At 66.4% G+C, this 25,008-nt stretch carries 14 protein-coding genes, 1 pseudogene and 1 riboswitch; of the genes and pseudogenes, 9 read left to right on the top strand and 6 right to left on the bottom strand.

All coding sequences use genetic code 11. The features are described from left to right. Window positions 1-93: 93 nt before the first annotated feature. The 6 genes from ET475_RS02240 to ET475_RS18355 all read left to right on the top strand — a co-directional run bounded on the left by ET475_RS02240 (window position 94) and on the right by ET475_RS18355 (window position 13,044). The gene (locus ET475_RS02240; RefSeq protein WP_165310687.1) at window positions 94-8,379 is read left to right on the top strand and encodes a DUF7927 domain-containing protein; all 8,286 of its coding nucleotides are present in this window, start codon (window positions 94-96) and stop codon (window positions 8,377-8,379) included. A gap of 60 nt (window positions 8,380-8,439) precedes the next feature. Beyond that, a riboswitch (ZMP/ZTP riboswitch) is annotated at window positions 8,440-8,522 on the top strand. A gap of 41 nt (window positions 8,523-8,563) precedes the next feature. After that, window positions 8,564-9,838 carry a serine hydroxymethyltransferase gene (gene glyA / locus ET475_RS02235; RefSeq protein ID WP_129385615.1) on the top strand — a complete coding sequence of 425 codons (1,275 nt, stop codon included), beginning with the start codon at window positions 8,564-8,566 and terminating at the stop codon, window positions 9,836-9,838. 105 nt (window positions 9,839-9,943) lie between these two features. After that, window positions 9,944-10,828, top strand: coding sequence for a bifunctional methylenetetrahydrofolate dehydrogenase/methenyltetrahydrofolate cyclohydrolase (locus ET475_RS02230; protein WP_129385613.1), 885 nt, complete (start codon window positions 9,944-9,946; stop codon window positions 10,826-10,828). A 349-nt stretch (window positions 10,829-11,177) separates the two neighbouring features. Then, window positions 11,178-11,519 carry a GntR family transcriptional regulator gene (locus tag ET475_RS02225; RefSeq protein WP_129393564.1) on the top strand — a complete coding sequence of 114 codons (342 nt, stop codon included), beginning with the start codon at window positions 11,178-11,180 and terminating at the stop codon, window positions 11,517-11,519. After that, window positions 11,501-12,403 (top strand): ABC transporter ATP-binding protein, encoded by a 903-nt coding sequence (locus ET475_RS02220; RefSeq protein WP_165310685.1) that lies wholly within the window; start codon window positions 11,501-11,503, stop codon window positions 12,401-12,403. The genes ET475_RS02225 and ET475_RS02220 overlap by 19 nt, the downstream gene beginning before the upstream one ends. Beyond that, window positions 12,400-13,044 (top strand): ABC-2 transporter permease, encoded by a 645-nt coding sequence (locus tag ET475_RS18355; RefSeq protein WP_129385609.1) that lies wholly within the window; start codon window positions 12,400-12,402, stop codon window positions 13,042-13,044. The genes ET475_RS02220 and ET475_RS18355 overlap by 4 nt, the downstream gene beginning before the upstream one ends. A 216-nt stretch (window positions 13,045-13,260) precedes the next feature. Here the strand turns inward: ET475_RS18355 and ET475_RS18350 are convergent. The 6 genes and pseudogenes from ET475_RS18350 to ET475_RS02185 form a co-directional block, all read right to left on the bottom strand. Beyond that, window positions 13,261-14,091 (bottom strand): annotated as a pseudogene (locus tag ET475_RS18350) (RNA polymerase sigma factor); the annotation flags it as partial. 8 nt (window positions 14,092-14,099) lie between these two features. Further along, window positions 14,100-14,489, bottom strand: a complete 390-nt coding sequence (locus ET475_RS02205) for a YciI family protein (RefSeq protein ID WP_340638596.1) — start codon at window positions 14,487-14,489, stop codon at window positions 14,100-14,102. Between the two features lie 61 nt (window positions 14,490-14,550). Next, window positions 14,551-15,093 carry a hypothetical protein gene (locus ET475_RS02200; RefSeq protein WP_129385607.1) on the bottom strand — a complete coding sequence of 181 codons (543 nt, stop codon included), beginning with the start codon at window positions 15,091-15,093 and terminating at the stop codon, window positions 14,551-14,553. A 12-nt stretch (window positions 15,094-15,105) separates the two neighbouring features. Next, window positions 15,106-18,798: an endo-1,4-beta-xylanase gene (locus tag ET475_RS02195; RefSeq protein WP_129385605.1), complete on the bottom strand. Its 3,693-nt coding sequence runs from the start codon at window positions 18,796-18,798 to the stop codon at window positions 15,106-15,108. An 87-nt stretch (window positions 18,799-18,885) separates the two neighbouring features. Continuing rightward, a complete protein-coding gene (locus tag ET475_RS02190) occupies window positions 18,886-20,157 on the bottom strand; it encodes a mannitol dehydrogenase family protein (RefSeq protein WP_242497734.1) in 1,272 nt (423 codons plus the stop codon). Then, the gene (locus tag ET475_RS02185; RefSeq protein ID WP_129385601.1) at window positions 20,154-21,122 is read right to left on the bottom strand and encodes an acetylxylan esterase; all 969 of its coding nucleotides are present in this window, start codon (window positions 21,120-21,122) and stop codon (window positions 20,154-20,156) included. Before ET475_RS02185 ends, ET475_RS02190 begins: the two co-directional genes overlap by 4 nt. Before the next feature lie 197 nt (window positions 21,123-21,319). Here ET475_RS02185 and ET475_RS02180 point away from each other — a divergent pair, with 197 nt between their 5' ends. The 3 genes from ET475_RS02180 to ET475_RS02170 are packed head-to-tail and all read left to right on the top strand — an operon-like array spanning window position 21,320 to window position 24,994. After that, window positions 21,320-22,336 carry an ABC transporter permease gene (locus tag ET475_RS02180; protein ID WP_129385599.1) on the top strand — a complete coding sequence of 339 codons (1,017 nt, stop codon included), beginning with the start codon at window positions 21,320-21,322 and terminating at the stop codon, window positions 22,334-22,336. Beyond that, the gene (locus ET475_RS02175) at window positions 22,330-23,250 is read left to right on the top strand and encodes a carbohydrate ABC transporter permease (RefSeq protein WP_129385597.1); all 921 of its coding nucleotides are present in this window, start codon (window positions 22,330-22,332) and stop codon (window positions 23,248-23,250) included. The genes ET475_RS02180 and ET475_RS02175 overlap by 7 nt, the downstream gene beginning before the upstream one ends. A 34-nt stretch (window positions 23,251-23,284) precedes the next feature. Next, window positions 23,285-24,994: an ABC transporter substrate-binding protein gene (locus ET475_RS02170; protein WP_129385595.1), complete on the top strand. Its 1,710-nt coding sequence runs from the start codon at window positions 23,285-23,287 to the stop codon at window positions 24,992-24,994. The last annotated feature ends 14 nt before the right edge of the window (window positions 24,995-25,008 follow it).

Raw genomic sequence — 25,008 nt, 5'->3', positions numbered from 1 at the left:
TTGGGACGTCGACGCACAGAATCGCCGCTCGCTTCACCGTGGAGGCGGTTCACTCGCAGAATTCGTCCGGCCGTCGCGATGCTCGCCTCGGCCGTGGTGCTGTCCTCGGGGCTGGTTTGGGTGGGTGCAAGTGCCGCGCAGGCGGCTGATCCTGTGCCCCCGACCCCCGGCGGTGTGACGCCGGACGCACAGACCACCGACTATGCGTCCTGGCACCGGTACCCCGGTGCCCTTGCTGACGAAAACGACTACACGCACCTGTCGCAGAACCCGGGCCGCATCTGGACCGATAAATCCGTCTTCGAGGACGACGCTGAGGCTACGACTGACGGTGTTGACCACGACCTGAACATCGCCTCGGACGAGATGGCTGTCACGCTGTCGGCCCTGGGCACAACGCGCCAGGTCACCTCGACCCGCAAGCCCGTCATCGACCTGGTCCTGGTGCTTGACAACTCGTACTCGATGACGTATTGCGTCGGCACCAATACGACTTGTGTCACGAACGCGAACTACACCAATTCTCGCGCGTCCGCCATGGTCGATGGGGTCAATGCCGCCATCAAGCACATCGTGGCGGCGGACCCCGACGCGAAGGTCAGCATGGTCGCCTTCGGCACAGGTGCGAGAGAGCTCACGCCGCTGGCCAAGCCGGTGCAGTATCAGTCGACCGGCAATTATCTGGCGCTGACGCATTCGGGCAGCACGATGACGCTGCGCTTCGCCGGCGGGACCCTCCAAGTTGGCACGAGTCCCACTCAGTCGACGAACATACAACGCGGCATCGACCAGGCCAGGTCAGTCCTGGCCGATCAGAACACGAAGGATGTTGCCGGTGACGTGCAGCACATCCCGAGCGTCATCGTGTTTTCCGACGGTGAGCCGACCTTTTCGGCGAACGAGACGAACTGGTGGAACCTCACCGGAACGGCCAATCTCGGGACCGGATCTCCGGGAGCCACTCAGTTCTTCGGCAACGGTTTTCTCGCCGCGCTTTCGGCCGCCTATCTGAAGAATCAGGTGGACGACATCTACAACAACGAGGCGTACAACACGGCGCACGGCTTCGCTCCCGTCGAGACAAACATCTACACCGTCGGTCTGGGAATGGGAGCACTGAGCACGCAGGGGCAGCAGCTGGCGTATGCGACGTTGAATCCGCTGGGGACCCTCCCTGACGAGGGGACGACCGGTGCCAATCCGATGGCCAATAGCTTCGCCACCGCTATGAGTGCGTACCGGAAGTCCGGCACGGCGACGTTGCTCGTCTCGGACACTGATCACCCACCGGTGGAATTCACGATCACGCGCCCCGGCGGAAACACCATCTGGAACGGCCAAACCAACGTCAACGCGCTCAACTACGACCCGACGTACACCGAGTTGAAGTACAACACGACCTTCGATGCGCCGAATACGGCAAGTGAATTGATCACGGTATTCGAGCGCATTGCCAGCCAGGTGCTCGAGGACGAGCCGACGCTGCCGATCGAGACCACTTCGCCCGACCCGAACACCGACGGTTACGTGACGTTCACAGACCCACTGGGCGATTACATGCACGTCACGAAGATGGACAGCATCGTCTTCTGCTCGCTGCTGGCGGACACCGGGCCGGGCGAAGAGTGCACGCCCGAGAGCTTCACGACGCAGAAGAAGGGGGAGACCGTCAATAACGTCACGACCTACACCGCCAGCGGCTCGTACAAGGCGAACGACATCTTCCCCGCAACAGACCTGTCGAACATCATCATCACGGTCGAGACCAATACATCGCTCGCCGTCGGTGACATCGTCACGGTTAAGATTCCTGTCGCATTGCTGCCGATGGTCAACACGAAGATCGTCGAAGACGCCGACGGTAACCCGCTGAGTATGAATTGGTTCAACTCGCACCCCGTGCATGTCTACTACAAGGTCGCGCCGAAGGAGGGGGTTGCTGCGGCGGTGACCGACCCTACCTCCCTGTCCACCGCTGACCAACAGGCGCTCGCAACCTACATCGCCACCAACACGACACCTGATGGGGCCGTGCGTTTCTATGCAAACGCGTTCACCCAATCCGGTGCGACGCGAACGTCGCAGGCATACGCGACCTTCCGGCCGTCGACGCGGAACGACTTCTACCGGTTTGCGCAGGATTCGTATCTCTACTCGGCCGAGAATACGGGTTCGCGGATCACCCAGGAAGACTGGGACGGACTCGACGATGACGCCATTGTGTACCGGACAATCACGGCGTACAGCACGAAGGGCGCCGAGGGATCGAAGCCCGACAAGACGACGATCTTTGCAGCGACCACGAAGGGCGATCTGCTCGCGGGTCAGACCGGCACGATCACGATTCGTGCGCTCGACGATGGGTACATGATCGCGCCGGCGGGGCTGTACAACCTCTCAGATCGCACCACGAACCTCGATATGCCCAAGTGCGCTGACGATGACGTCGTGTGGGAGAACGACGTGCTGAGCTGCTCGGTCGTTCCGACGCAGGCGAACCGCACCGGCACCGACGATTACGCGCGGCAAACGAGGCTCGCTCCGACCGCAGCGCAGCAGGTACAGGTGCGGCTCGGCAACAACGGCTGGCTCGAGTACAACGTGCCCGGTGCGTTCGAGATCGCGAAGACCGTCACGAAGACCAACGCGTCGCTGTCCCCTGACGTCGACCAGAAGTTCACCTTCGAAGTCACGATGACCAGCGACGGCACCGCAGCACTTCCTGGCGAGTTCCCGTATCACGTGTTCACGACGGCAGGCGAGTCAGTGGAATCCGGGACAGTCGCGAGTGGCGGTACGGTCGCCATCACCGCCAACCAGTTCGTGCGCGTCATGGGGCTTCCCGACGGAGCGCGGTTCTCGGTCGATGAGCAAGGGCCACCGACCGGGTACACCTCGCAACCGCCGACCCCGACAGGCGGTACGATCGCGGCGCCGCTGCCCGAAAACGAGACGATCCCTCGCATCCCCTGGGGGAACACCTACTCCGCCTCGTCCGTGACAACAGCCACCGTCACGGCCGCCAAGAACATGGACCCGAACTGGGTCGACGGTACCTACACGATGCAGCTGTGCCGAATCGACAACGCGCCCCTGCCCGGTGGTGTTGAGGGCAGCTGCGTCAACGCGAACGCGCCGGGGCAGGATCAAGCATTCGGATTCGGCAACGTGACCTTCGAGGTGCCCGGAACGTTCACCTACAGCCTTGCGGAGTTGAAGGCGAACGTCGCGGGCGTGCAGGACTCCCTGGCCGAATATCGATGGACGGTGACCGTCAAAGACAATGGTCACGGCGCTCTCGTGGTTGACAGCACCTCGCTGAGGCAAGTCGCCGACGATGCGGGCCATGCGGTCGATGTTGCCGTCGCCGCCCCAGCGACGTTCACCAACACGTTCACCCCAGGCGACCGCACCGGGGCGCTCGAGATCGTCAAACGGGTGAGGGACTCATCTCTGACGTCACCTGATGAGCCGCGTCCGCCCCGGATTCCCTACCGCTTCACGTTCTCCGCCGTACAACAGGCTGGCGGTTCCGCCCCCGACCTCTTGTTCGAAGACGGGACCGACGAAGCACAGGTGGCAGCCACCGCCGACAGCGTGACAGTGCCATCGCCGCTCTTGACGTACACGCACGAACACGTCGGTAACGCGTACTACTACAAGGCGCAAGAGGACGACTTCGATTCGCCGATTTCGGGTCTGCAGCTGTCTGATGCCGTGTGGTTCTTCCGAATCAACGTCGTGCTTCAGAACAATGCGATCCTCCCCGCAATCACGGTGTGTCATACGACGGTGTCCGAAGTCACGACCACGAATCCGTGGGGCGAATGCGATCCGTCCGCGGGGGCTGCCTATACGTCGATCGACACCACAGAGCCGCTCTTCACGAACGTCTACACCCCCGCGCCCGCGCAGGCGGTCTTGACGGCCACCAAGACGATCGACGGTCGAGACTGGAGCGGCGACAGTTTCACCTTCGCGCTTTCTGCCGCCGACGATGACACAGGCACGGCCATCACAGAAGGCGACGTTGTGATGCCGACGACACTAACGACCACCGCCACTGCTGGCGACACCGACAACGTGAAATTCGATGCGATCTCGTTCTCCAAACAGGGAACGTACTCGTTCGCTGTCAAGGAGACCACGCCCTCAACGGCTCATCTGACAACTGATCCGAATCCTGTCGTCTACACCGTCGTCGTGACCAGCGATGTCGATGAGAACGGCCTTCTGACGGGATCGCTCACGGCGACGGTGTCCATCACCGACGAAGGCAGCGCGTCGTTCGTGAATACCTACCGCAACTCGGTCTCGTATGCCAACGTGGTCATCAACAAGACGCTGACTGGTCGTGACCTCGATTACCGCGAATTCAGTTTCGTCGTGCAGGCGAACGACAACGCGCGGGACATTCTGGGCTGGACCGACGCGCGTCAGGTGTACACGAATCCCACAGCTGCTTCAGACGGCGTGACCGCGCTGGTCGCTCAGTTGCCGGAGATCAACTTCGATCAGGACGACATCGGCAAGACATACACCTTCGAGATCCAAGAGCAGCAGGGCGACCTCGGCGGCATCACATACGACGACACGACGTATACGGTGACCATACAGCCGCGTTACGACGCCGAGAACGATGAGATGTGGGTCCACACGAGCGTCAGCGACGGTGCTGGCACGGCACAGACATACGACTCTCGCACCGACGGGGCGGCCGTCATCGACTTCGCCAACACATACGAAGCCGGGCCCGGCACCGCGCACATCTCCTTCGACAAGCGGATTGTGGGTCGTGACTGGCGAGCCGGCGACACATTCAGCTTCCAGCTGTCGCCTGTCGATGGTGCGCCCATGCCTGCAACCGACACTGTTGATGCCACCACCTCATCCACGACAGCGTCCCCCGGCATCCGGGTCGGTGAATTTGGGCCGATCACGTACACCGAGGCCGGCGACTACGAATACGAGATCCGCGAGACGACGCCGGGTGATGACAGCATGATCACCGACGACAGCGTCCTCACAGTGACGGTCCACGTGACCGACGACGGGTCGGGCACGCTGCAGACCGAGGTCTCGCAGCCGAACACCATCTTTGAGAACACTTACCTCGCGACCTACCACTACGACATCCTGAAGCGGCTCGTCGGACGCGACATGACAGACGGTGAGTTCCAGGTGCGGGTCGTGCCCGAGGATGCGGCATCAGGGGCTATCACCGGTGGGCAGGTGCCGTATCCCGATGGCGCGGTTTTCTCGATGCCTGGCGCAGCCGACGGCGTGTTCGCCCAGGTTCAGCGCGAGGCAGCGCTCGTGTTGACGAGCGAGGCGCTCGGAAACACATACTGTTACATCTACTCGGAGGTGGTCCCGGGCACGCCGGAACCTGGCATCATCTACGACACCACCCGGTTTGAGATCTGTACGACGCCTTCGATGAACGAAGACGGCACGTACCGGGCGACATCCGTGATCAAGAATGCGGACACAGACGACACGTTGTCGACGGTTGTCACGAACGAAGACGACGCACCCATGCAGTTCCCGCAGATCGCGTTCGAGAACACCTTCAACTCGTGGACGCTGACCAAGTCGTCCGATCCGGTGACTGGGTCGACTGTCAAGCCGGGCCAGACGGTCACCTACACGCTGACCGCGACCAATACGGCTACGTCGATGCTGTCGGGTGCGCAGGCGGTTGATGATCTGTCTGACGTGCTCTCGCATGCGTCGCTGGGCGATCTGCCCGATGGGCTGGTGCTGGATGGCACGAACCTGACGTGGACGATTCCTGACCTGGCGCAGGGTGATAGTGCGACGGTGTCGTACACGGTGACGGTGGATGCTGATGCGGTGGGGGTGACGTTGCGCAACAGTGTGACGGGTGCCGGTGACGTGCCTGATCCGGAGGCCTGCCCGACGGATGATCCCGATTGTCGTACGTCGGAGTTGTTCACGCCGCGGTGGACGCTGACGAAGAGTTCGGATCCCGACAGTGGTTCGACGGTTGTTCCCGGCGACACGATCACGTACACGTTGACCGCCGGAAACGCCTCGGATGACGCGGACCTGACGGGTGCTGTCGCCGAAGATGATCTGTCCGACGTGTTGCCGTATGCGACGCTCGGGGATCTGCCCGACGGTGTGACCCGTGACGGGACGACGCTGCGCTGGGCGATCCCTGATCTTTCGCCGGGGGAGAATGTCACGGTGTCGTACACGGTGACGGTCACTGCCGCTGCGGCGGGGCAGACGCTGCGCAATGTGGTGACCGGGGCGGGTGATGTGCCTGATCCGGACTCGTGTCCTACCGCTGATCCGCAGTGTCGTGAGACGGAGCATCTGGTGCCGTCGTGGACGTTGGCGAAGACCGCCGATCCTGCCAGTGGCAGTGCGGTACGTCCGGGTGATGACATCACGTACACGCTCACGGCCACCAACACCGGTCCGGCACCGCTTTCCGGTGCGACGGCGACCGATGACCTGAGCGGTGTGCTCAACGCCGCCACACTCGGCGACCTGCCCGACGGCCTCGCGCTGGCCGCTGACGGCACCTCTCTCGTGTGGACCATTCCTGACCTTGCTGTCGGCGAGGATGCATCCGTCTCATACACGGCGACTGTCAATGACGGGGCGACGGGAACGACCTTGCGCAACGCGGTCTCCGGAACCGGCCCGATCGACCCCACGGAGTGCACCACGGATGACCCGTGCACCACTGAGCATCCTGTGCCAGCGTGGACGCTGACGAAGTCGTCTGATCCGGTGAGTGGGTCGACGGTGCAGCCGGGTGACGAGGTGACGTACACGTTGACGGCGACGAATACGGCGTCTACTACCCTGTCGGGTGCGCAGGCGGTTGATGATCTGTCTGACGTGCTCTCGCATGCGTCGCTGGGTGATCTGCCTGATGGGCTGGTGCTGGATGGCACGAACCTGACGTGGACGATTCCTGACCTGGCGCAGGGTGATAGTGCGACGGTGTCGTACACGGTGACGGTGGATGCTGATGCGGTGGGGGTGACGTTGCGCAACAGTGTGACGGGTGCCGGTGACGTGCCTGATCCGGAGGTCTGCCCGACGGATGATCCCGATTGTCGTACGTCGGAGTTGTTCACGCCGCGGTGGACGCTGACGAAGAGTTCGGATCCCGACAGTGGTTCGACGGTTGTTCCGGGCGACACGATCACGTACACGTTGACCGCCGGAAACGCCTCGGATGACGCGGACCTGACGGGTGCTGTCGCCGAAGATGATCTGTCCGACGTGTTGCCGTATGCGACGCTCGGGGATCTGCCCGATGGTGTGACCCGTGACGGGACGACGTTGCGCTGGGCGATCCCTGATCTTTCGCCGGGGGAGGATGTCACGGTGTCGTACACGGTGACGGTCACTGCCGCTGCGGCGGGGCAGACGCTGCGCAATGTGGTGACCGGGGCGGGTGATGTGCCTGATCCGGACTCGTGTCCTACCGCTGATCCGCAGTGTCGTGAGACGGAGCATCTGGTGCCGTCGTGGACGTTGGCGAAGACCGCCGACCCTGCCAGTGGCAGTGCGGTACGCCCGGGTGACGACATCACGTACACGCTCACGGCCACCAACACCGGTCCGGCACCGCTTTCCGGTGCGACGGCGACCGATGACCTGAGCGGTGTGCTCAACGCCGCCACACTCGGCGACCTGCCCGCGGGGCTGACGCGCGACGGCACGACGCTGACATGGGACATCCCGACGATCGCCGTCGGTGAGGCGGCATCCGTCTCATACACAGTCACCGTGAACGAGGGAGTGTGGGGCACGACGCTTCGCAACGCCGTTGCGGGTACCGGGCCGGTCGATCCGTCGACGTGTGCTGACGACTGCACGACAGAACACCCGGTGCCGCTGTGGACGCTGCGCAAGACGAGTGACCCCGCCTCGGGTTCGCAGGTCGACCCCGGGTCGACGATCGCGTACACGCTCACCGTGCTCAACGACGGCCCGGCACCGGTCGCCGAGGCGACCGTGACCGACGATCTGTCACAGGTGCTCAACAACGCCGACCTCGTCGAGCCGCTGCCGGCCGGGCTGACGCTGTCGGGCACGACGCTGACCTGGCACGTTCCGGCGCTGGCCGTGGGCGAACAGGTGTCGGTGACCTACCGGGTGACGGTGCACAGCGGCGCGTATGACGTGACGCTGCGCAACACGGCGACAGCCGGCCCCGGCGGCGGATGCGATGGCACCTGCACGACCGATCACTCGACACCCCCGCAGGGTGAGCTGCCCATCACCGGTGGCACGATCGCGTGGAGTCTGGGTGCTCTCGGGGCGACGCTGGTCATCGCCGGGGGAGTGCTGCTGTACATCCGGCGTCGGCGAGACGAACTCGTCTGATCGACACAGGGATGCCGCATCCCGGCCCGAATGACGGCTGGGGTGCGGCATCCGCTATCATCGTCATGTCGCGACTGGCGTTGAGGTGGGCCACCACCGGGGAGCGACCGACCGGCATCCGACCGCACGCCTGGGCCGATGTGGAATCCGATCCGTTGTGTGACCGCCGAGTCGAGGAGACGCCATGACCGACCGCTTTTTCAACGCCCCGCTGTCTGAGGTAGACCCAGAGATCGCGCAGGTGCTCGAGCGCGAACTCGACCGCCAGCGCTCGTACCTGGAGATGATCGCGTCGGAGAACTTCGTTCCCGTCTCGGTGCTGCAGTCGCAGGGATCGGTGTTGACGAACAAGTACGCCGAGGGCTACCCGGGGCGCCGCTACTATGGCGGCTGCGAAGAAGTCGATGTCGCCGAAGAGCTGGCGATCGCGCGGGCCAAAGAGTTGTTCGGCGCCGAGTACGCGAACGTGCAGCCGCACTCGGGTGCGACCGCCAACGCGGCCGTGCTGCACGCCATCGCGCGCCCCGGCGACACGCTGCTGGGCCTGTCGCTCGACCAGGGCGGCCACCTGACCCACGGCATGAAGATCAACTTCTCGGGCCGGCTCTACAACATCGTCGCCTACGGTGTCGACCCCGAAACCTCGCTCATCGACATGGACGAGGTGCATCGGCTGGCCGTCGAGCACAATCCCAAGGTCATCATCGCGGGTTGGTCGGCGTACCCCCGCCACCTCGACTTCGCGCGCTTCCGCGAGATCGCCGACGAGGTCGGCGCCTACCTGTGGGTCGACATGGCCCACTTCGCCGGACTCGTCGCCGGCGGGGTGCACCCGTCGCCGGTGCCGCACGCGCACGTGGTGTCCTCGACGGTGCACAAGACCATCGGCGGCCCGCGCTCAGGCTTCATCCTCACCAACGACGCCGACCTGGCCAAGAAGATCAACACTGCGGTGTTCCCCGGCCAGCAGGGCGGCCCGCTCATGCACGTGATCGCCGCGAAGGCGACGGCGTTCAAGATCGCCGGCACCCCCGAGTTCGCCGAGCGCCAGCAGCGCGTGCTCTCGGGCGCGCACATCATCGCCGAGCGGCTCTCGCAGCAGGATGTGGCCGATGCCGGGGTCAAGGTGCGCTCGGGCGGCACCGACGTGCACCTCGTGCTCGTCGACCTGCGTGACGCGGCGATCGACGGCAAGCAGGCCGAAGACCTGCTACACGAGATCCACATCACGGTGAACCGCAACGCCGTGCCCAACGACCCCCGCCCGCCGATGGTGACCTCGGGCCTGCGCATCGGCACGCCGGCGCTGGCCACTCGCGGGTTCGGCGACGCCGAGTTCACCGAGGTGGCCGACGTCATCGCTCTCGCGTTGCAGCCGAACCCTGACATCGCCGCGCTGCGCACGCGCGTCGCGGCCCTGACGGCGGCGTTCCCGCTGTACCCCGAACTGCAGCAGTAGCAGGATGCCGCAGCCCGGCGGCATGCGCCGGGCGCGGCATCCCACCCCCGGCGGTGCCGCCGGGGGTGGCATCCCACCCCACCATCGGCGACGAGGAGACGAACGATGACAGCGGTGAAGCTGGATGGAAAGGCCGCCTCGGCGGCGATCAAGGCCGAACTCGCCGAGCGGGTCGCGGCGCTGAAAAAGCGCGGCATCACGCCCGGCATCGCGACGGTTCTCGTCGGGGCTGACCCGGCATCGCAGCTGTACGTCGGCATGAAGCACAAGCAGTCCGAGGCGATCGGGATGAACTCCATCCAGGTCGAGCTGCCCGCCGATGCGACCCAGGCCGACGTCGAGGCGGCGATCGATCGGCTCAACGCCGATCCGGCCTGCCACGGCTACATCGTGCAGCTGCCGCTGCCCAAACATCTCGACACCGACGCCGTGCTCGAGCGCATCGATCCGGCCAAGGATGCCGACGGCCTGCACCCCACGAACCTCGGACGGCTCGTGCTGAATGTGAACGGCCCGATCACGACGCCGCTGCCGTGCACGCCGCGGGGCGTCATCGAGCTGCTGCTGCGTAACGACTACGACCTGAAGGGCAAGCACGTGGTCGTCGTCGGCCGCGGCGTGACCATCGGCCGGTCGATCGGGCTGTTGCTGACCCGGCGCGAGATAAATGCGACGGTCACTCTCACGCACACCGGCACGGTCGACCTGCCGTCGTACCTGCGGCAGGCCGATGTCATCGTGGCCGCCGCCGGCGTCAAGCACATCGTGCGGCCCGAAGACGTCAAGCCCGGTGCGGCCGTGCTCGACGTGGGCGTGACCCGCGAGGCCGACCTCGAGACCGGCAAGAGCAAGGTGTTCGGCGATGTCGACCCGGCGGTGGCCGAGGTCGCAGGATTCCTCTCGCCGAACCCGGGCGGCGTGGGCCCGATGACGGTCGCGCTGCTGATGACCAACGTGGTCGAAGCCGCCGAGCGCGCAGCCGGCATCTGACCGGCACGGCGGCGGACCGCGACCTGTCAGGCGTGGGCTAGACGTGCTCGGCGCGCGGCTGGATCTGGTGGGCGTGCAACGAACCTGCTAAAGCGCCCCGCCAGTCCCGGCGTACGCACATCAAACCGTCGGGAGCACATCACACCGGCGCCGGTGTGATGTGCTCTCGACGCATTCATATGAACCGACGCGAGGGAGAGCGCGCCGTGCCCTCGACCAGACGTGCGTCGACGGTGCCCGCCCGGCGAATGTGACAATCCTCGGCCTGCCCGCAGATCAGCTGTTATGGTGTACATAAACAGTAGGAGGGCTAGTGGCCGTAGTCGTCTCGGGAACGAGCGCCGTACCGATGTACGAGCAGATCCGCGCGCAGCTGAGCGACGCGATCATCGGTGGTGATATCGCCGAAGGCGAGATGCTGCCGTCGTTGCGACAGCTCGCGGCCCAGCTGAGAGTCAGCATCATCACCGTCACGCGCGCATACAACGAACTCGTGGCGATGGGGCTGGCCAGCAACGAACACGGGCGCGGGTTCGTCGTCTGCGCCGTCGCAGCAGATCATGCCGCGGCGGTGATGGCGGATCGGGTCACGAACGCGATCAGCGAGGTCGTCTCCGCCGGTCGCACAGCACGGCTGGATATGACGACGGTGTTGGGAAAGGTGGAAGCGGAGTGGATGAGACGAGGGTAGCCGGCACGCCAGTGGCCGCGGAGGTGCATGGGTTGCGAAAGCGTCTGGGGTCGTTCGAACTGCGAGACGTGAATCTCACGTTGCCGGCCGGTTATGTGACCGGACTCGTAGGTCCGAACGGGTCGGGCAAGACGACGCTGATCCGCAGCATGCTGGGCCTGGTGCGACCCGATGCTGGTCAGATACGCGTGCTCGGTTCCGTGGACGGGGCGACGGCCGACCGCGTCGGGGTCGTACTCGACCAGGTGACCGCCGCCCCGGCGTGGCGCGCCGGGCGAGTCAGCAAACACGTGCGGCCGCTGTTCCCGCGCTGGGACGAGATTCGCTTCAGCTCGTTGCTGGAACGATTCGACGTGCCCACGCAGAGCCGGGTAGGTGAGTTGTCGCGGGGACAGTCGGTCAAGCTGGCCATGGCGATGGCCTTGGCGCACGATCCGCTGGTGCTGATTCTCGATGAGCCCTCCAGCGGCCTGGATCCGGTTGCGCGGCGGGAACTGACCGACGTGATTCGAGAGTTCATGCTCGACGGCGCGCATACCGCGCTGTTCTCGACGCACATCACCACCGATCTCGACAACCTCGCTGACCACCTGATCGTGATGTCCCGAGGCACCATCGCGTATCAAGGAACGCTCGAGCAGGCCCGCGAGCAGTTTGCGGTGGTGTCGGGGGACGGGCCCGTGTCACCCGCAGCCCTGGCGGCGATACGCGGGCTGCGCCGTAGCGCGTCCGGATGGTTCCAAGGTCTGATCGACGTCGCTGACTCAGCCCTGTTCGGCGCCGGCGTCGAACTGCAGCCAGCGACCACCGACGACCTGGTCGTCGGGTTCGCCGGCCCGAGTGCGAGCCATGCCGGGCTGTGGGAAGAACGAGGTGCCGCATGATCAGGTTCACGCTGTTCGATCTCCACAACATTGTCTCGACGGCGCCGTTGCGTCCACTGTTGATGCTCGGTCTGGTCGCGGTCATCGGAGCGACCGCTCCGGTGCAGGGCGCGGCCATCATGGTGGGTGGCTACATGGGGGCAATGCTGCTCTCATCGGTGTTCCTCACCGACGAACGGGGAAGGCTCGACGCCTTGTACGGGCTGTCGCGGGTGAGCCGCACCGCAGTCGTGTTCGGTCGATACGCGACGGCTCTCGTTGTCGGCGCTGGCACGAGCGCGTTCGGATTCGTCGTCGCCCTCGTCATCGTCGCGATCCATCGGTCGCGCGTGGAATGGACGCTGATGGGACTAATGGCCCTGGGTGCCTTCGTCGTGGCCGTCATCTCGATCAGCGCGCTCCTGCCGTGGTACTTCGCGATGGGGTACGCGCGGGGCCGCCAGGCGATGCTGGTACTGATCATCGCCCTCGTGGGGCTGGGATGGCTCGGCTCGCGCACGTCGATATTCGACGGCGCCACCATAGCGGCGCTGATGGACGATGGGGCGGGCATCACCGCCATCATCCTGGTGGCGGGGCTCGCCGTCCTGACGGCGTCGGCCGCGTTGGCGTCGCGACTGTACCGCAACCGCAACCTCTGACCGGGCATCGGGCGCTGTCGTGCGGCGTGATGCGGATGCCGCCGCCAGCGCTGCCCGGGCGCCGGTGGTCGGCGCCACGGTGACGAGCCCGCGATAGAGCTTCACCAGCGCCTCACGATCGAGCGCGCCGGTGCGTGCGCGGTCGCAGTGCACCGACTGGATCGCGGCTTCGAGCTGAAAGCGCCCGAGTGGTCTGCCCAGCGCCGCGGCGCGGCGCAGCAATGCCTCGCCCTCAGCGATCAGTTCCCGGTCCCAGAGGGCGGTGTTCTGCTCGGCCAGCGGCGGCCACGGATCGCCGACCCGTGCCGGTGCCCGTGACTGGGCGAGAGTGAGCAAGGCGGCAAGACCCCACGCCTCGGCATCCGTTCTCAGCAGCGTCGCTGTGAGCACTGCCAGCCAGCGCGCCTCGTCGGCCGTCGAGGTGCGCACCTGGTCGCCCTGATCGAGCCAGCTGATCGCATATGCACCGTAAATGGCCTCCAACACCGCCGTCGTGCGGGCAGGCATCTGGTCGCGCTGCGGCAGGGTGAACGGGATGCCGGCGGCCCTGATCTTGCGCTTGGCGCGCACGAGCCGCTGCGCCATCGTGACCGTCGGAACGTCGAACGCGCGCCCGATCTGGGCTGCATCGAAACCGAGCACGGCCTGCAGCATCAGCGGGGTGCGGATGCCGGGGTCTATCGCGGGGTGCGCGCACGCGTACAGCAGCTCGAGCCGCCGATCGGGGATCGCCTCGCCGCGCTCAAGCAGCGCGGCGACATCGTCCGCCGCTGCGGCTGTCTCGTCGAGCGGAGCCGCCGTGCGCCGCGCGGCAGAGCCCAGCAGGTCACGGAGTCGGTTGCGGCCCACGGTCAGCAGCCATCCTTCCGGATTGTGCGGGATGCCGGCATCCGGCCACGTGCGCAGGGCGCGTTCGAGAGCGTCAGCGAGACAGTCTTCGGCCAGGCTCAGGTCCCCGATGCTCGCGGCGAGAAGAGCGACGAGGCGTCCGTAAGAGTCGCGCACCGCGCGTTCGGCGGCGCTGCGCGCACGGTCGGCTGCGCTCATGTCGGCGGCTATGAAACGGGCGCAGTGCCTTGCCAGGCGCCGTCGACGAAGCGGGTCGCGGTCGGCCTGATCTCGACAGCGCCCCAGCCGACCGAGGGTGCGGTTCGGGCCCAGTCGATCGCCTGATCGAGATCGTCGACCTCGATGACGAAGGTGCCGCCCAGCTGCTCCTTGGTGTCGGCGTACGGGCCGTCTTGCACGAGCAGTTCGCCGTCGCGCAGGCGCACGGTCGTGCTCGCGCCGCTCTGCTGCAACACCTCGGCGCTGCGCAGCACGCCGGCAGCCTCCAGCGCCGCGGCGTAATCGTGAAAGGCGCGCATTCCCTCGGCGAGCGTCTCGGGCCCGAGTTCGTCGGCGGTCATCTCGGGGTAGTGCAACAACAGTGTGTATCGCATCATCGTTCCTTCCGTGTGGATGCTGACACGAAGATGACGATCGAGCCGTGGGCGAATCGACAGCTCAGCCGAGGTCGTCGAGCATTTTGCGCTGCTCGTCGGTCAGCCCGTCGTCGAGTTCGCGGCGACCCCGCTTCTCTGCTTCGGATGGTGGGGCTGCGGCATCCGGCTTCTGCCCGGACAAGCCCGCGGTCGCCCGGTCATACAGGGCGCCCGCGCGAGCTTCGACCTTGTCGTCGATGACGTCGTAGATCGCCCAGCCGACAAGGAGGATGACCGGAGGCAGGATCCATCCCCAGAACCAGCCGCTCACGTGCACGCCCGAGAAGAGCACCGTGCCGATCCAGACGACGAAGGCGACGGCGATCGCCAACAGCGCCTGCACGAGCTTCTCGCCGATCTTGGTGCGCTGACTGGCCGACTTCGCGGCCATCGAACGGAACCATCTCGCAACAAGCGGTTTCACCCAGATCACGAGCACCGTCATGATGATGCCGGCCCACAGTGCCGCCCACCCGACATGCGCCGGCGTGAGCCATCCGATGATCAGCAGCACGACGATGTTGAAGATCAGCAGTGTGAGAAACCGCACGATCCATTTCTTCATGTGATCAGGATGTCACGCCCCCGACGTGATGTCTCGGCCCGGGCGGCGCCGCGTCACCAGCAACAGGCCTCCGATGACGATGGCCAGCGCGCCGAGGAACAGCATGCCTAGGGGCAGCTGAGCGCCGGTGACGGCGAGCTGTCCGGCGGCAACCACCTGTACCGGAATCTCGATCGGGTCCGCACCGTCGGTGGAGACGATGAGGGTGTGCGCGCCGAGCGCGAAGTCGGTGGGGATGGCGAGGGTGAACGCCGTGCTTCCCGATGCGTCGGCAGCCGGGATGCCGGTGGCCGGGAGGGGCTCGCTGTGCAGAACCGCGGCGATCCGCTGACCCGAAGTCAGCCCCGACACCTGCACGGTCAGCTCGCCGCCCTGCTCGACGACACCCGAGCCGACGTCGATCGTGGCCCACGCGTGGGCGTTGGCGCCGGTCTCAGACCCGTTGCCGGTGTCGCCGGAACCCGTGCCCTCGTCGGACCCGGCACCCGTGTCGGTGCCGGTGCCGGTGTCGCCCGAACCGGTGCCGGTGTCGCCCGAGCCGGTACCCTCGTCGCCGGAACCAGTGCCGGTGTCGCCGGAGCCGCCCTGATCGCCGGGCTCGCCCGGCTCGAGGGCCGCGACCAGCTGTGCCACGCCCCAGCGAGCCGTGGTCTGGTATCCGCTGCCGGTCGGCTCGGCCCACGTGTGCACCGCATAACGGGCACCGTCACGGCCGTCGTTGACCTGGAAGTCGATGCCGTGGAAGGTGTTCTCGCCACCCAGCGGCACGTCGTTCTGTCCACCCGACTGGCCGGTCATGGCGATGGCGAGTTCGACGATGTAGCCGGTCGCGGTGCGGGCGGTGGCGCTGGAGAGCACGCGGGCCTGCTGGGCTGCGGCATCCCCGGTTCCGAACGACAGCTTGTTGTCGGCGGTCACCCGGATCTGCGTGGCGTTGGGCCCGTACGGGCCCGCCTTCTCGTTGCCGAGGTCGAGGAAGAGCTCCACGGAGTCCTGGTTCCACGGATCGCTGTTGCTGTTGTCGGCGACCGGGTCGGTGACGTCGTACAGCACGTACAGCGTGTCGTCGTGCCAGAGGGTGCGCACGTCGGCGGTGGCTCCGTCAGACGAGCCCTCCACCGTCGTCGAGGTGTGCACGACCGGGGCGTTCTGCCAGGTCTCGTCGATGGCGCCGTCGATGGCCGGTGCGGCGTGCGCGGCGGGCACCTGCACGAACGACAGCGGCTCGAGCAGGCTGAGCATGCCGGTCGCACCGGTGGTGTTCCAGGCGCCGGCCAAGGCCCCGCCCGCGTACACCCGCACGTCGAACGTCGCCGACGAGCCCTGGGTCACCCCGCTGTGCGGCAGGTGCACGACGGTGTACGAGGTGCCCTCCACCGTCACGGTACGGCCGGCCAGTGCGCCGCCGGGCTGATAGGTGAACTCCTTGTCGCCGTAGCTGAACTCGATGCGCTCGGGCACGGTCATGGTGCGTACGAGGGCCGTCAGATGGTCGGCGTTCCAGCGCAGCTGGAATCCGCCGGCGTCGTCGGTCAGCGCGTGTTCGGGCAGGTTGGTCCAGGCCGGATCGTTTTCGAACCCATCGGCGATCAGCACGTCGCCGCCGAAGACATCGGCGGTGTTGACCAGGGCCGGCAGGCCGGCATCATCGCCGATCGCGCCGTAGTAGGCAGGCTTGGCCTGCAGGTCGCCGTCGAACAGCAGTGGCTTCTGCTCGGAGCGCCAGGAACGAGCGTCGTCCAAGCCCCACAGGGTCACCGAGAAGAGCTTCTCATCGGCCGGTGCCGCCGCCTGGTACGCGCGCAGCACGTCGAACAGGTCGCGGTAGTAGTAGCCCTGCCGAATCAGGTTCGGCTGATCGGCGGAGGTGATCGTCACGTCGAGCTCGGTGATCTCTTGCTGCAGCCCGAGGCCGGAAAAGCGCTGCAGGGCCGCGCGCAGCGACGAGATCGGGGTGGTGGCGGACACGTGGAACTGGTGGCCGACGCCGTCGACGGGCACGCCCGCCGCCAGCAGCCGCTTCACGAGCGCCTCGTACTGTGCGCCCTTGCGATCCTGTTCGGTGTTGTAGTCGTTGATGAACAGCTTGACGGGGCGATCGGTGCCCGGCGCCGCGTAGGTCTTGTTGAACGCCTCATCGGCGTACTCGAAAGCGAGGGGGATGTACTCCTCGCCCAGCACGTCGTGCCAACGGCTCGTGCGCAGCCCGTCGTCGGTGGCCTGGTCTGCCACCACTTCGTTGACGACGTCCCAGGCGACCATCGGGTTGGTCGCCGAGCCATACAGGCCGTAGTCGTCGGCGATCGATTTCGCGACGTCGAAGATGTGCGTCTTCAGGCGGTCGCGCAGAATCTGCTTGTCGGCGGTCGACGAGGTCAGTTCGCGACCGGAGTCGTCTTGGAAGAACCATTCCGGCGTCTGCGAGTGCCACACGAGCACATGCCCGTACAGCCGCAGCCCGTTGGCCTGGGCGAAATCGAGCAGGGCGGTGGCCTGGCTGCTGCGCACGAAGTGGTGATCGGCGTCGTACCAGGCCTCGACCTTCATGTGGTTCTCGGGAGTGATCTGGTCGAAGTGGTGCAGCAGCAGCTGGGCCGCCGCCCCCGTGGTCTCGCGCTCGTCGACGGCGACGCCGACCGGAAAGTCGACGCTGTCTTTCAGCGGAGTCAGGCTCGTGTCGACGACAGCCGCCTCGGGAACGGTGATGCGCACCTGATCGACGAGGAAGCTCGCCGTGTTGCCGCTGTTGTATCGCGCTTCGACGTAGATCTCGGCCGCGGTGTCGTACCCGGGCACGGTGAAGTCACCGGTCACGTGCGTCCAATCCGTCGCGGAGGCGTTCTCGACCTGGATCAGGTTCGAGAAGGCTGTCGATCCACCGTTCACCGTGCGCATCGACACCGTGAGTCCGCGACCCGGATCGGCGCCGGGAGCGAAGCGCACATAGCCGTCGAAGTGATAGGTGGCGCCTGCGAGCAGAATACCGGCGGTGTCGAGCTGGATGCCGTCGCCTTCCGAGGCGCGATCGGAGACCTGTGCCGCATGGGCGGTGCCGTCGGCGCCGCCGTCGACCACGGCCACCGTCGGGCTCGAATCGCCCGCGCCGGCGCGGGCCGCCCAATCGCCCAAGCCTGACTCGAAGTCGGCATCGACGAGCACGGTGCCGGGAGCCTGGGTGGCGGGCGGTGTCGAGGCGCCCTCGGCGGTGATGACGATGTCGTCGAGGTAGTAGTCAGCCGTCTCATCGGCCACCTCGACGTAGGTGCTGCTGTCGTTGTCGTCAGCGGTGTAGGTTCCGGTCACGGTGGTCCACACTCCCGCCGGCACCGGAGTGTCGCCGACCCAGGCATAGTCGGCTTTGACGATGAAGTGCGCCGTGGTGGCGACATCCGGGACCAGCACTCGGGCCGAGAATGTGTACTGGGTGCCCTCGGTGAAAAGGCCCTCGGGGCTCTGCACGCCGTCCCAGCTGTTCGTGCGATTCGTGATCGAGAGCACCTGACCCGATCCGCCGAGCGGGTCGGGCACGACGGCCAGCGTCGGGTTGCCGCTCTGCGTCCAGGTGCCGGTCGTGCCGTCTTCGAAGTCGACGGATGACACCGGGGTGGATGCTGCGGCTGCAGGTGTCGCGGGGGCCAGGAACGGTGCGGCCACCAGGGCGGCGGCGGCGAGTACGGACAGGGCGGTCCGCAGGCGTCTGATCACGAGATCGCTCCCTTGCGATTGTTTGTGGTTGCGAGAAACATATCGGGACGACCGACGATCGAGTGTCAGCCGTAATCGAAACGTTATCTAAGACCGAGCGAAAAGTTTCGCAGTCTGCCAGAGCGCCGACTCTTCCCGGCCCGCGCGGGCCGGTGGAACGTCGGGAACAAGCCCGGCGGCCGCGGCTGTGCGCCACCGCTGGATCACCGCCCGCGCGCCGCGGGCATCCCACCCCTGCGCGGTCTCGGCCGCGATCACCGGCAGGATGCGGATGCGCAGCTTCGTGGCGGTGTCGACGGCGATCTGAGCCAGACGGTGTTCGATGCGGGGGTTCTCAAACCGCTCGAGCAGCGCGGCGCGGTAGTGCTCGGTGTCGGCCCCCGGGCCGACGGTGCGCGCGGCTTCGTCCCAGAACGACTCGAGGCCGGCACGGCACGCAGGGTCGCGCACCGCCTCGGCGATGGTCACGTGGCCGCGCAGCAGGCCATGGAAGGCGAGCTGCAGGTGGCCACCGTTGAGCAGCAGAAGCTTGCGCCGCTCGAACGGCACGATGTCGTCGACGAAGAGAGCACCGGCACGCTCCCACGCGGGCCGGCCGGCAGGGAACTCGCCGCAGAGCGTCCAGTCCGAGAACGGCTCGGTCACCACGGCTGCCTCGTCGTGCCAGCCGGTCGCGGCGGCCACGGCTGCCGCATCCGTCTCGTGCGGCGTGATGCGATCGACCGAGGTCGCCACGAACGATGCCTCGACCGGCGGCAGCCCGGCGGCCGAGGCGAGTTCGGCGACGGCGTCGCGCAGCCGGGCAGCGAGCTCGGGCAGGTTGTCGCAGGCCACGACCGCCAGTGGGCCGGCGCCGGCTCGAGCTCGCGCATGCAGACCAGCCACCAGGCGCCCCACCGGCGTCGCCGGCGGTGCGCCGGCGCGGAGTGCGGCGATGTCGGCCGCGACGGCCGGGTCGGAGGTGTCCAGCGCACCGTCGGCGCCCAGGTGGTAGCCCGCTTCGGTGATGGTCAACGTGATCACGGCCGTCTCGGGCGCGGCGCACAGCTGCAGCATCCGTTCGACCTCATCGGCGCGGTGCGCCCGGGCGATGCTGCCCACGATCTCGACGCGGTCGGCGTCGGGGCCGCGTTCGACCACGGTGAAAAGCCCGTCTTGCGGGCCGAGGCGGTGGGCGAGCTCGGCGCGCCGCCCGGTGAAGGCGGCGATGCCCCAGTCGTCGCCGGCGTGGTGGGTGTACCAGGCCTGGTGTGCGCGGTGGAAGGCGCCCACGCCCAGGTGGACGATGCGCACGGGAGGGGCGGGCAAGGGCGTGCCGGCGGCGGCGAGGGCGGCGCGGGACAGGCGCGGGGCGGTCACGCGGTGACCGCCTGCAGCCACGCCACCTGGCGCAGCCAGTGGGCGCCCTCGCCGGTCTCGTGCCCGTTCCAGGGATAGTCGACCATGTCGTGCGGGCCGCCCCAGGCGTTGTGCGCGGCGTACACGCCCGAGGGTGGCGCGATGGTGTCGAGGTGACCGCAGCCGAACAGGGCGGGGGCGCTTGCCCGCCGGGCGAAGGCGACGCCGTCGAAGTACGACAGGGTGCGAAACACGTCATCGACGCGATCACGATGCACCGACAGGTACCGCGCGATCTCGGCGTGCGGCTCGGCATCGGTCAGCCCGATCACGCGTGCCACCTCGCACAGGATCGGCGCCGTGGGCAGGGCGGCCACCAGTCCCGAGGCGAGTCCGGCCGCGGCGATGGCGATGAGCCCGCCCTGGCTGTTGCCGGTCACCGCGACGCGACTCGCGTCGACCTCGGGGAACTGGCGCATGGCGTCGACAGCACGCACGGCGTCGGTGAACACCCGCCGGTAGTAGTACTCGTGCGCGTCTTCGATGCCGCGTGTGAGGAAGCCGGCCGTGCTGGGGCCTGCGCCGTGCGGATCGGGCGTCGAACCGCCCGTGCCCCACGTGCTGCCCTGGCCACGGGTGTCGACGATGAGCTGGGCGAAGCCGGCCGCCGGCCAGTGCAGTCGCTCGTGCGGCAGACCGCGACCGCGGCCGTAGCCGACGAACTCGACGATGCCCGGCAGGGGAGACGAACGGTGCGCGGGCAGCACGAGCCAGGCGCGGATGCGCTCGCCCGCGAAACCGGGAAAGGTGACGTCGAACACCTCGAACGCGGGCATCGGCGAGGCCACCGTCGACCGCTCGAGGCCGTCGCCGTGGCGGCGCGCCTCGGCAAGGGTGCCGGACCAGAACGCGTCGAAGTCGTCGGGTTCGGCGACCTGCGGGTGGTGATCGCGCAGCTGGGTCGCGGAGAGGTCGAAGCGTGCCATGCGTTCCTGCCGTTCTGCCGAGGGCGGATGCCGGTCGGGCCGGCGGAGAAGGTCACAGTGATGCAACGACCTCGAATGAAAACGTTGACATTCGCATCACCTCGGGTTAGCGTACCTGACGTATCGCCCAGATGCACGAAACTTTCGGACCGGCGACGACTCACCAACGAGCGTCGACGGCAAGCGCGAGGAAGCGAATGTCGATCACGAATCTGGGCGCCGGTGAAGTGGGCGAGGCGCCCGCCGCGCCGCCGCCCCCCGAGCCACCGGCTCGTCTGCCCAAGCCCGCCCGCGTCGCCCCCCGCGGCACGAAGCTGACCTGGCGCCGGGCGATAGCCCGTGACTGGCGGCTGTACTCGCTGCTGGTGCTGCCGCTGGTGTTCCTCGCGATCTTCCGCTACCTGCCGATGGCGGGCAACATCATCGCGTTCCGCCGCTACCGCCCGGGGGGAAACCTCTTCGGTGACGAGTGGGTCGGGTTGCACTACTTTCAGATGTTCATCTCCGACCCGGTGTTCTGGCGGGTGTTCTTCAACACCCTGATCCTCGGTGGCCTGTGCCTGGTGGTGATCTTTCCGCTGCCGATCATCCTGGCCCTCATGCTCAACGAGCTGCGCTCGACCAAGCTCAAGCGCATCGCGCAGTCGATCAGCTACCTGCCGCACTTCATGTCGATCGTCATCGTGGCCGGGATGGTGCTGCAGCTGGTGTCGTCGCACGGCGCCATCAACCAGGCGATCCAGCAGTTCGGCGGCGATCCGATTGAGTTCATGCAGAAGCCCGAGTGGTTCCGTCCGATCTTCGTCGGCTCCGAGATCTGGCAGACCGTCGGCTGGGGCACGATCCTGTACCTCGCGGCACTGACCACCATCGATCCGCAACTGTACGAGGCGGCCCGCATCGACGGCGCCAACCGCTGGCAGCAGACCTGGCATGTGACGCTGCCGGGGCTGGCGCCGACCATCGTCGTGCTGCTGGTGCTGAACATCGGCAGCTTCCTGGCCGTCAGCTTCGAGAAGGTGCTGCTGCTGTACAACCCGCTGATCTACTCCACGGCCGACGTCATCTCCACCTATCTGTATCGCGTCGGCATCGGATCGGGCAGCTTCTCGTATGCGACCGCCATCGGACTTTTCGAGGCGATCATCGGCCTGGTCATGGTGCTGTCGGCCAACGCGATCTCGCGCCGAGTGACAGGAGCAAGCCTGTGGTGACCACGACCGCCGCACCTGCGGCATCCCCCCGCCTTGGGCGTCGACCCCGCACCGGACTGCGCGACTCCCGCGGTTACACCGTGTTCCGCGTGCTTAACGCGATCGCGCTCGTGGTCATCTGCGCGATCACGCTGTATCCGTTCGTCAACGTGCTCGCGGTGGCCTTCAGCGGGCAGGGATACATCAACGCCGGCCAGGTCAGCATCATCCCGCGGGGATTCAACGTCACCACGTTCGTTCTCGTGATGAGCGACCCGATGTTCTGGCGCAACTACGGCAACACCGTGGTGTACACCGCGGTGGCCACGGCGATCTCGATGGTGTTGACCACGACCTTCGCCTACGCGCTGTCGAAGAAGCGGTTGAAGGGTCGCACGGTGTTCATCGGCATCGCAGTGTTCACGATGTTCTTCAGCGGCGGGCTGATCCCGAACTATGTGCTCGTGAACACGCTCGGGTGGCGCAACACCATCTGGGCGATCGTGATCCCCAACGCGATCAGCATCTTCAACCTGCTGGTGATGAAGTCGTTCTTCGAGAACTTTCCCGAAGAGCTCGAAGAGGCCGCCGAGATCGACGGACTGAACACCTACGGCATCCTCTGGCGCATCGTGCTGCCGCTGAGCAAGGCCGTGATCGCCACCATGGTGCTCTTCTACGCCGTCGCGTTCTGGAACTCGTGGTTCTCGGCCGCCCTGTATATGAGCAAGCCCGAGTTGTACCCGGTGACGGTGTACCTGCGCAATCTGCTGCTGTCATCGTCGCAGCCGGCCGGCACCGACGAGGGGCTGCAGATCGCCGCCAACGTCAAGGCGGTGACGATGCTGCTCACCGTGCTGCCGATCGTCTGTCTGTACCCGTTCCTGCAGAAGCACTTCGTGTCGGGCGTCATGCTCGGCTCGGTCAAGGCCTGAATCCCCTCCGCAAACGAGAAAGAGAGAACCACAAATGACACAGCTGTCTGCCTCTCCCGCAAAGCGGGTGATCACCGTACTGGCCACCCTGGCCGCCGCAGGCCTCGTGCTCAGCGGTTGCACCTCGTCCGGTGACACCGACGACGCCGGCGCCAGCTTCGATTTCACCGGCAAGGACAAGGGGGCGATGTCGGACTTCGCCGTCGGCACCACCTTCACCGCCACCGAGCCGGTCGAGTTCTCGATGCTCTACCGCGACCACGAGGCCTACCCGCTGCAGAAGGACTGGCCGTTCTTCACCGAGATCGAGAAGAACCAGAAGGTCACCTTCGACATCGACAGCTCACCGCGCGTCGGCTACGAAGACGCCCGCTCGGCGATGATCGCCAGCGGCGACGCCCCCGAGATCATCACGGTGGTCTACCCGGGCCAGGAGACCCCGTTCGTCTCGGGTGGCGCGATTCTGCCGGTGAGCGATTTCACGCAGTACATGCCCAACTTCACCGACAAGGTGAAGAAGTGGGGACTGGAGAAAGACCTCGACAACCTGCGTCAGGCCGACGGCAAGTTCTACGTGCTGCCGGGGCTTTCCGAGATCGCCGTCCCGCAGTACAGCTACGTCGTGCGCAAGGACATCTGGGACAAGCTGGGGCTGAGCCTGTCGCCGGCGACCTTCGACGACTTCCAGGACGAACTGCAGAAGGTGCACGAGGCCTACCCCGACAAGGAGATCATCTCCGACGAGTTCAACAGCCCCGACCCGCTCGGCGGTGCGCTGAACTTCGCGGCGCCCAACTTCGGCACGGCCGCCGGCTGGGGCCTGTCGGCCTCGTCGACCGGTGGCGGCTGGTGGGACGGCTCGAAGTACGTTTACGCGGCGGCCACCGACGAGTACAAGCAGCTCATCACCTATTACCACGGCCTGGTGGCCGATGGGCTCATGACGAAGTCGAGCGTGACCCAGTCGGACGACGACGCGAAGGCGAGCTTCTTCAACGGCGACTCGCTCGTGATCTCGGGCAACGACCAGTTCCTGACCCAGGCGCGGCAGTCGTTCTCTGAGGTCGGCAACAAAGACGCCGAGGTGGCGCTGCTGCGCGTGCCGGCCGGTCCGGCCGGTGACAACCTCGCCGCAGGCGGGCGCGTCGACGGTATTCCGGGCATCATGATCTCGTCGAAGGCCGCCGACAGCGACCACTTCAAGGCGCTGCTGCAGTTCGTGGACTGGCTGTACTACTCCGACGAGGGCCTCGAGTTCGCCAAGTGGGGCGTGAAGGGCACCACTTACACGGTCGAGAACGGCACGCGCAAGCTCACCGCCGACTGGGACCGCGCGAAGGACATGCTCAACCCCGGTGCCACGAAGATGCTCAACGTCGACGGCGGCTTCGCCAACGGTGCATTCATGTCGGCCGAGGGCAGCACCGAAGAGCTGCGCACGTCGATGATGCTGCCTGAGACCAAGGACTTCGTCTCATCGATGCTCACAAAGACCCAGCTGGCGACCGCGCCATCGGCGCCGCTCACCGAGGTGGAGAACGAGCAGGCGAGCCTGTGGGCCTCGGCACTGCTGGATGTCGTACGCCAGAACACGGCCGCGTTCATCACCGGTGACCGTCCGCTCTCGGAGTGGGACGCCTATGTGCAGGAGCTGAAGAATGCGCACATGGACGAGTACATCGACATGATCAACACGGCGCAGCAGCGTCAGGCGAAGGCCCTGGCCGGCGACAGCCAGGACTGAGATACTCGGGTCCG

This window comes from Microbacterium protaetiae (genome assembly GCF_004135285.1).
GTDB classification, from domain to species: domain Bacteria; phylum Actinomycetota; class Actinomycetes; order Actinomycetales; family Microbacteriaceae; genus Microbacterium; species Microbacterium protaetiae.
This window is presented reverse-complemented; position numbering and strand designations above follow the sequence as displayed.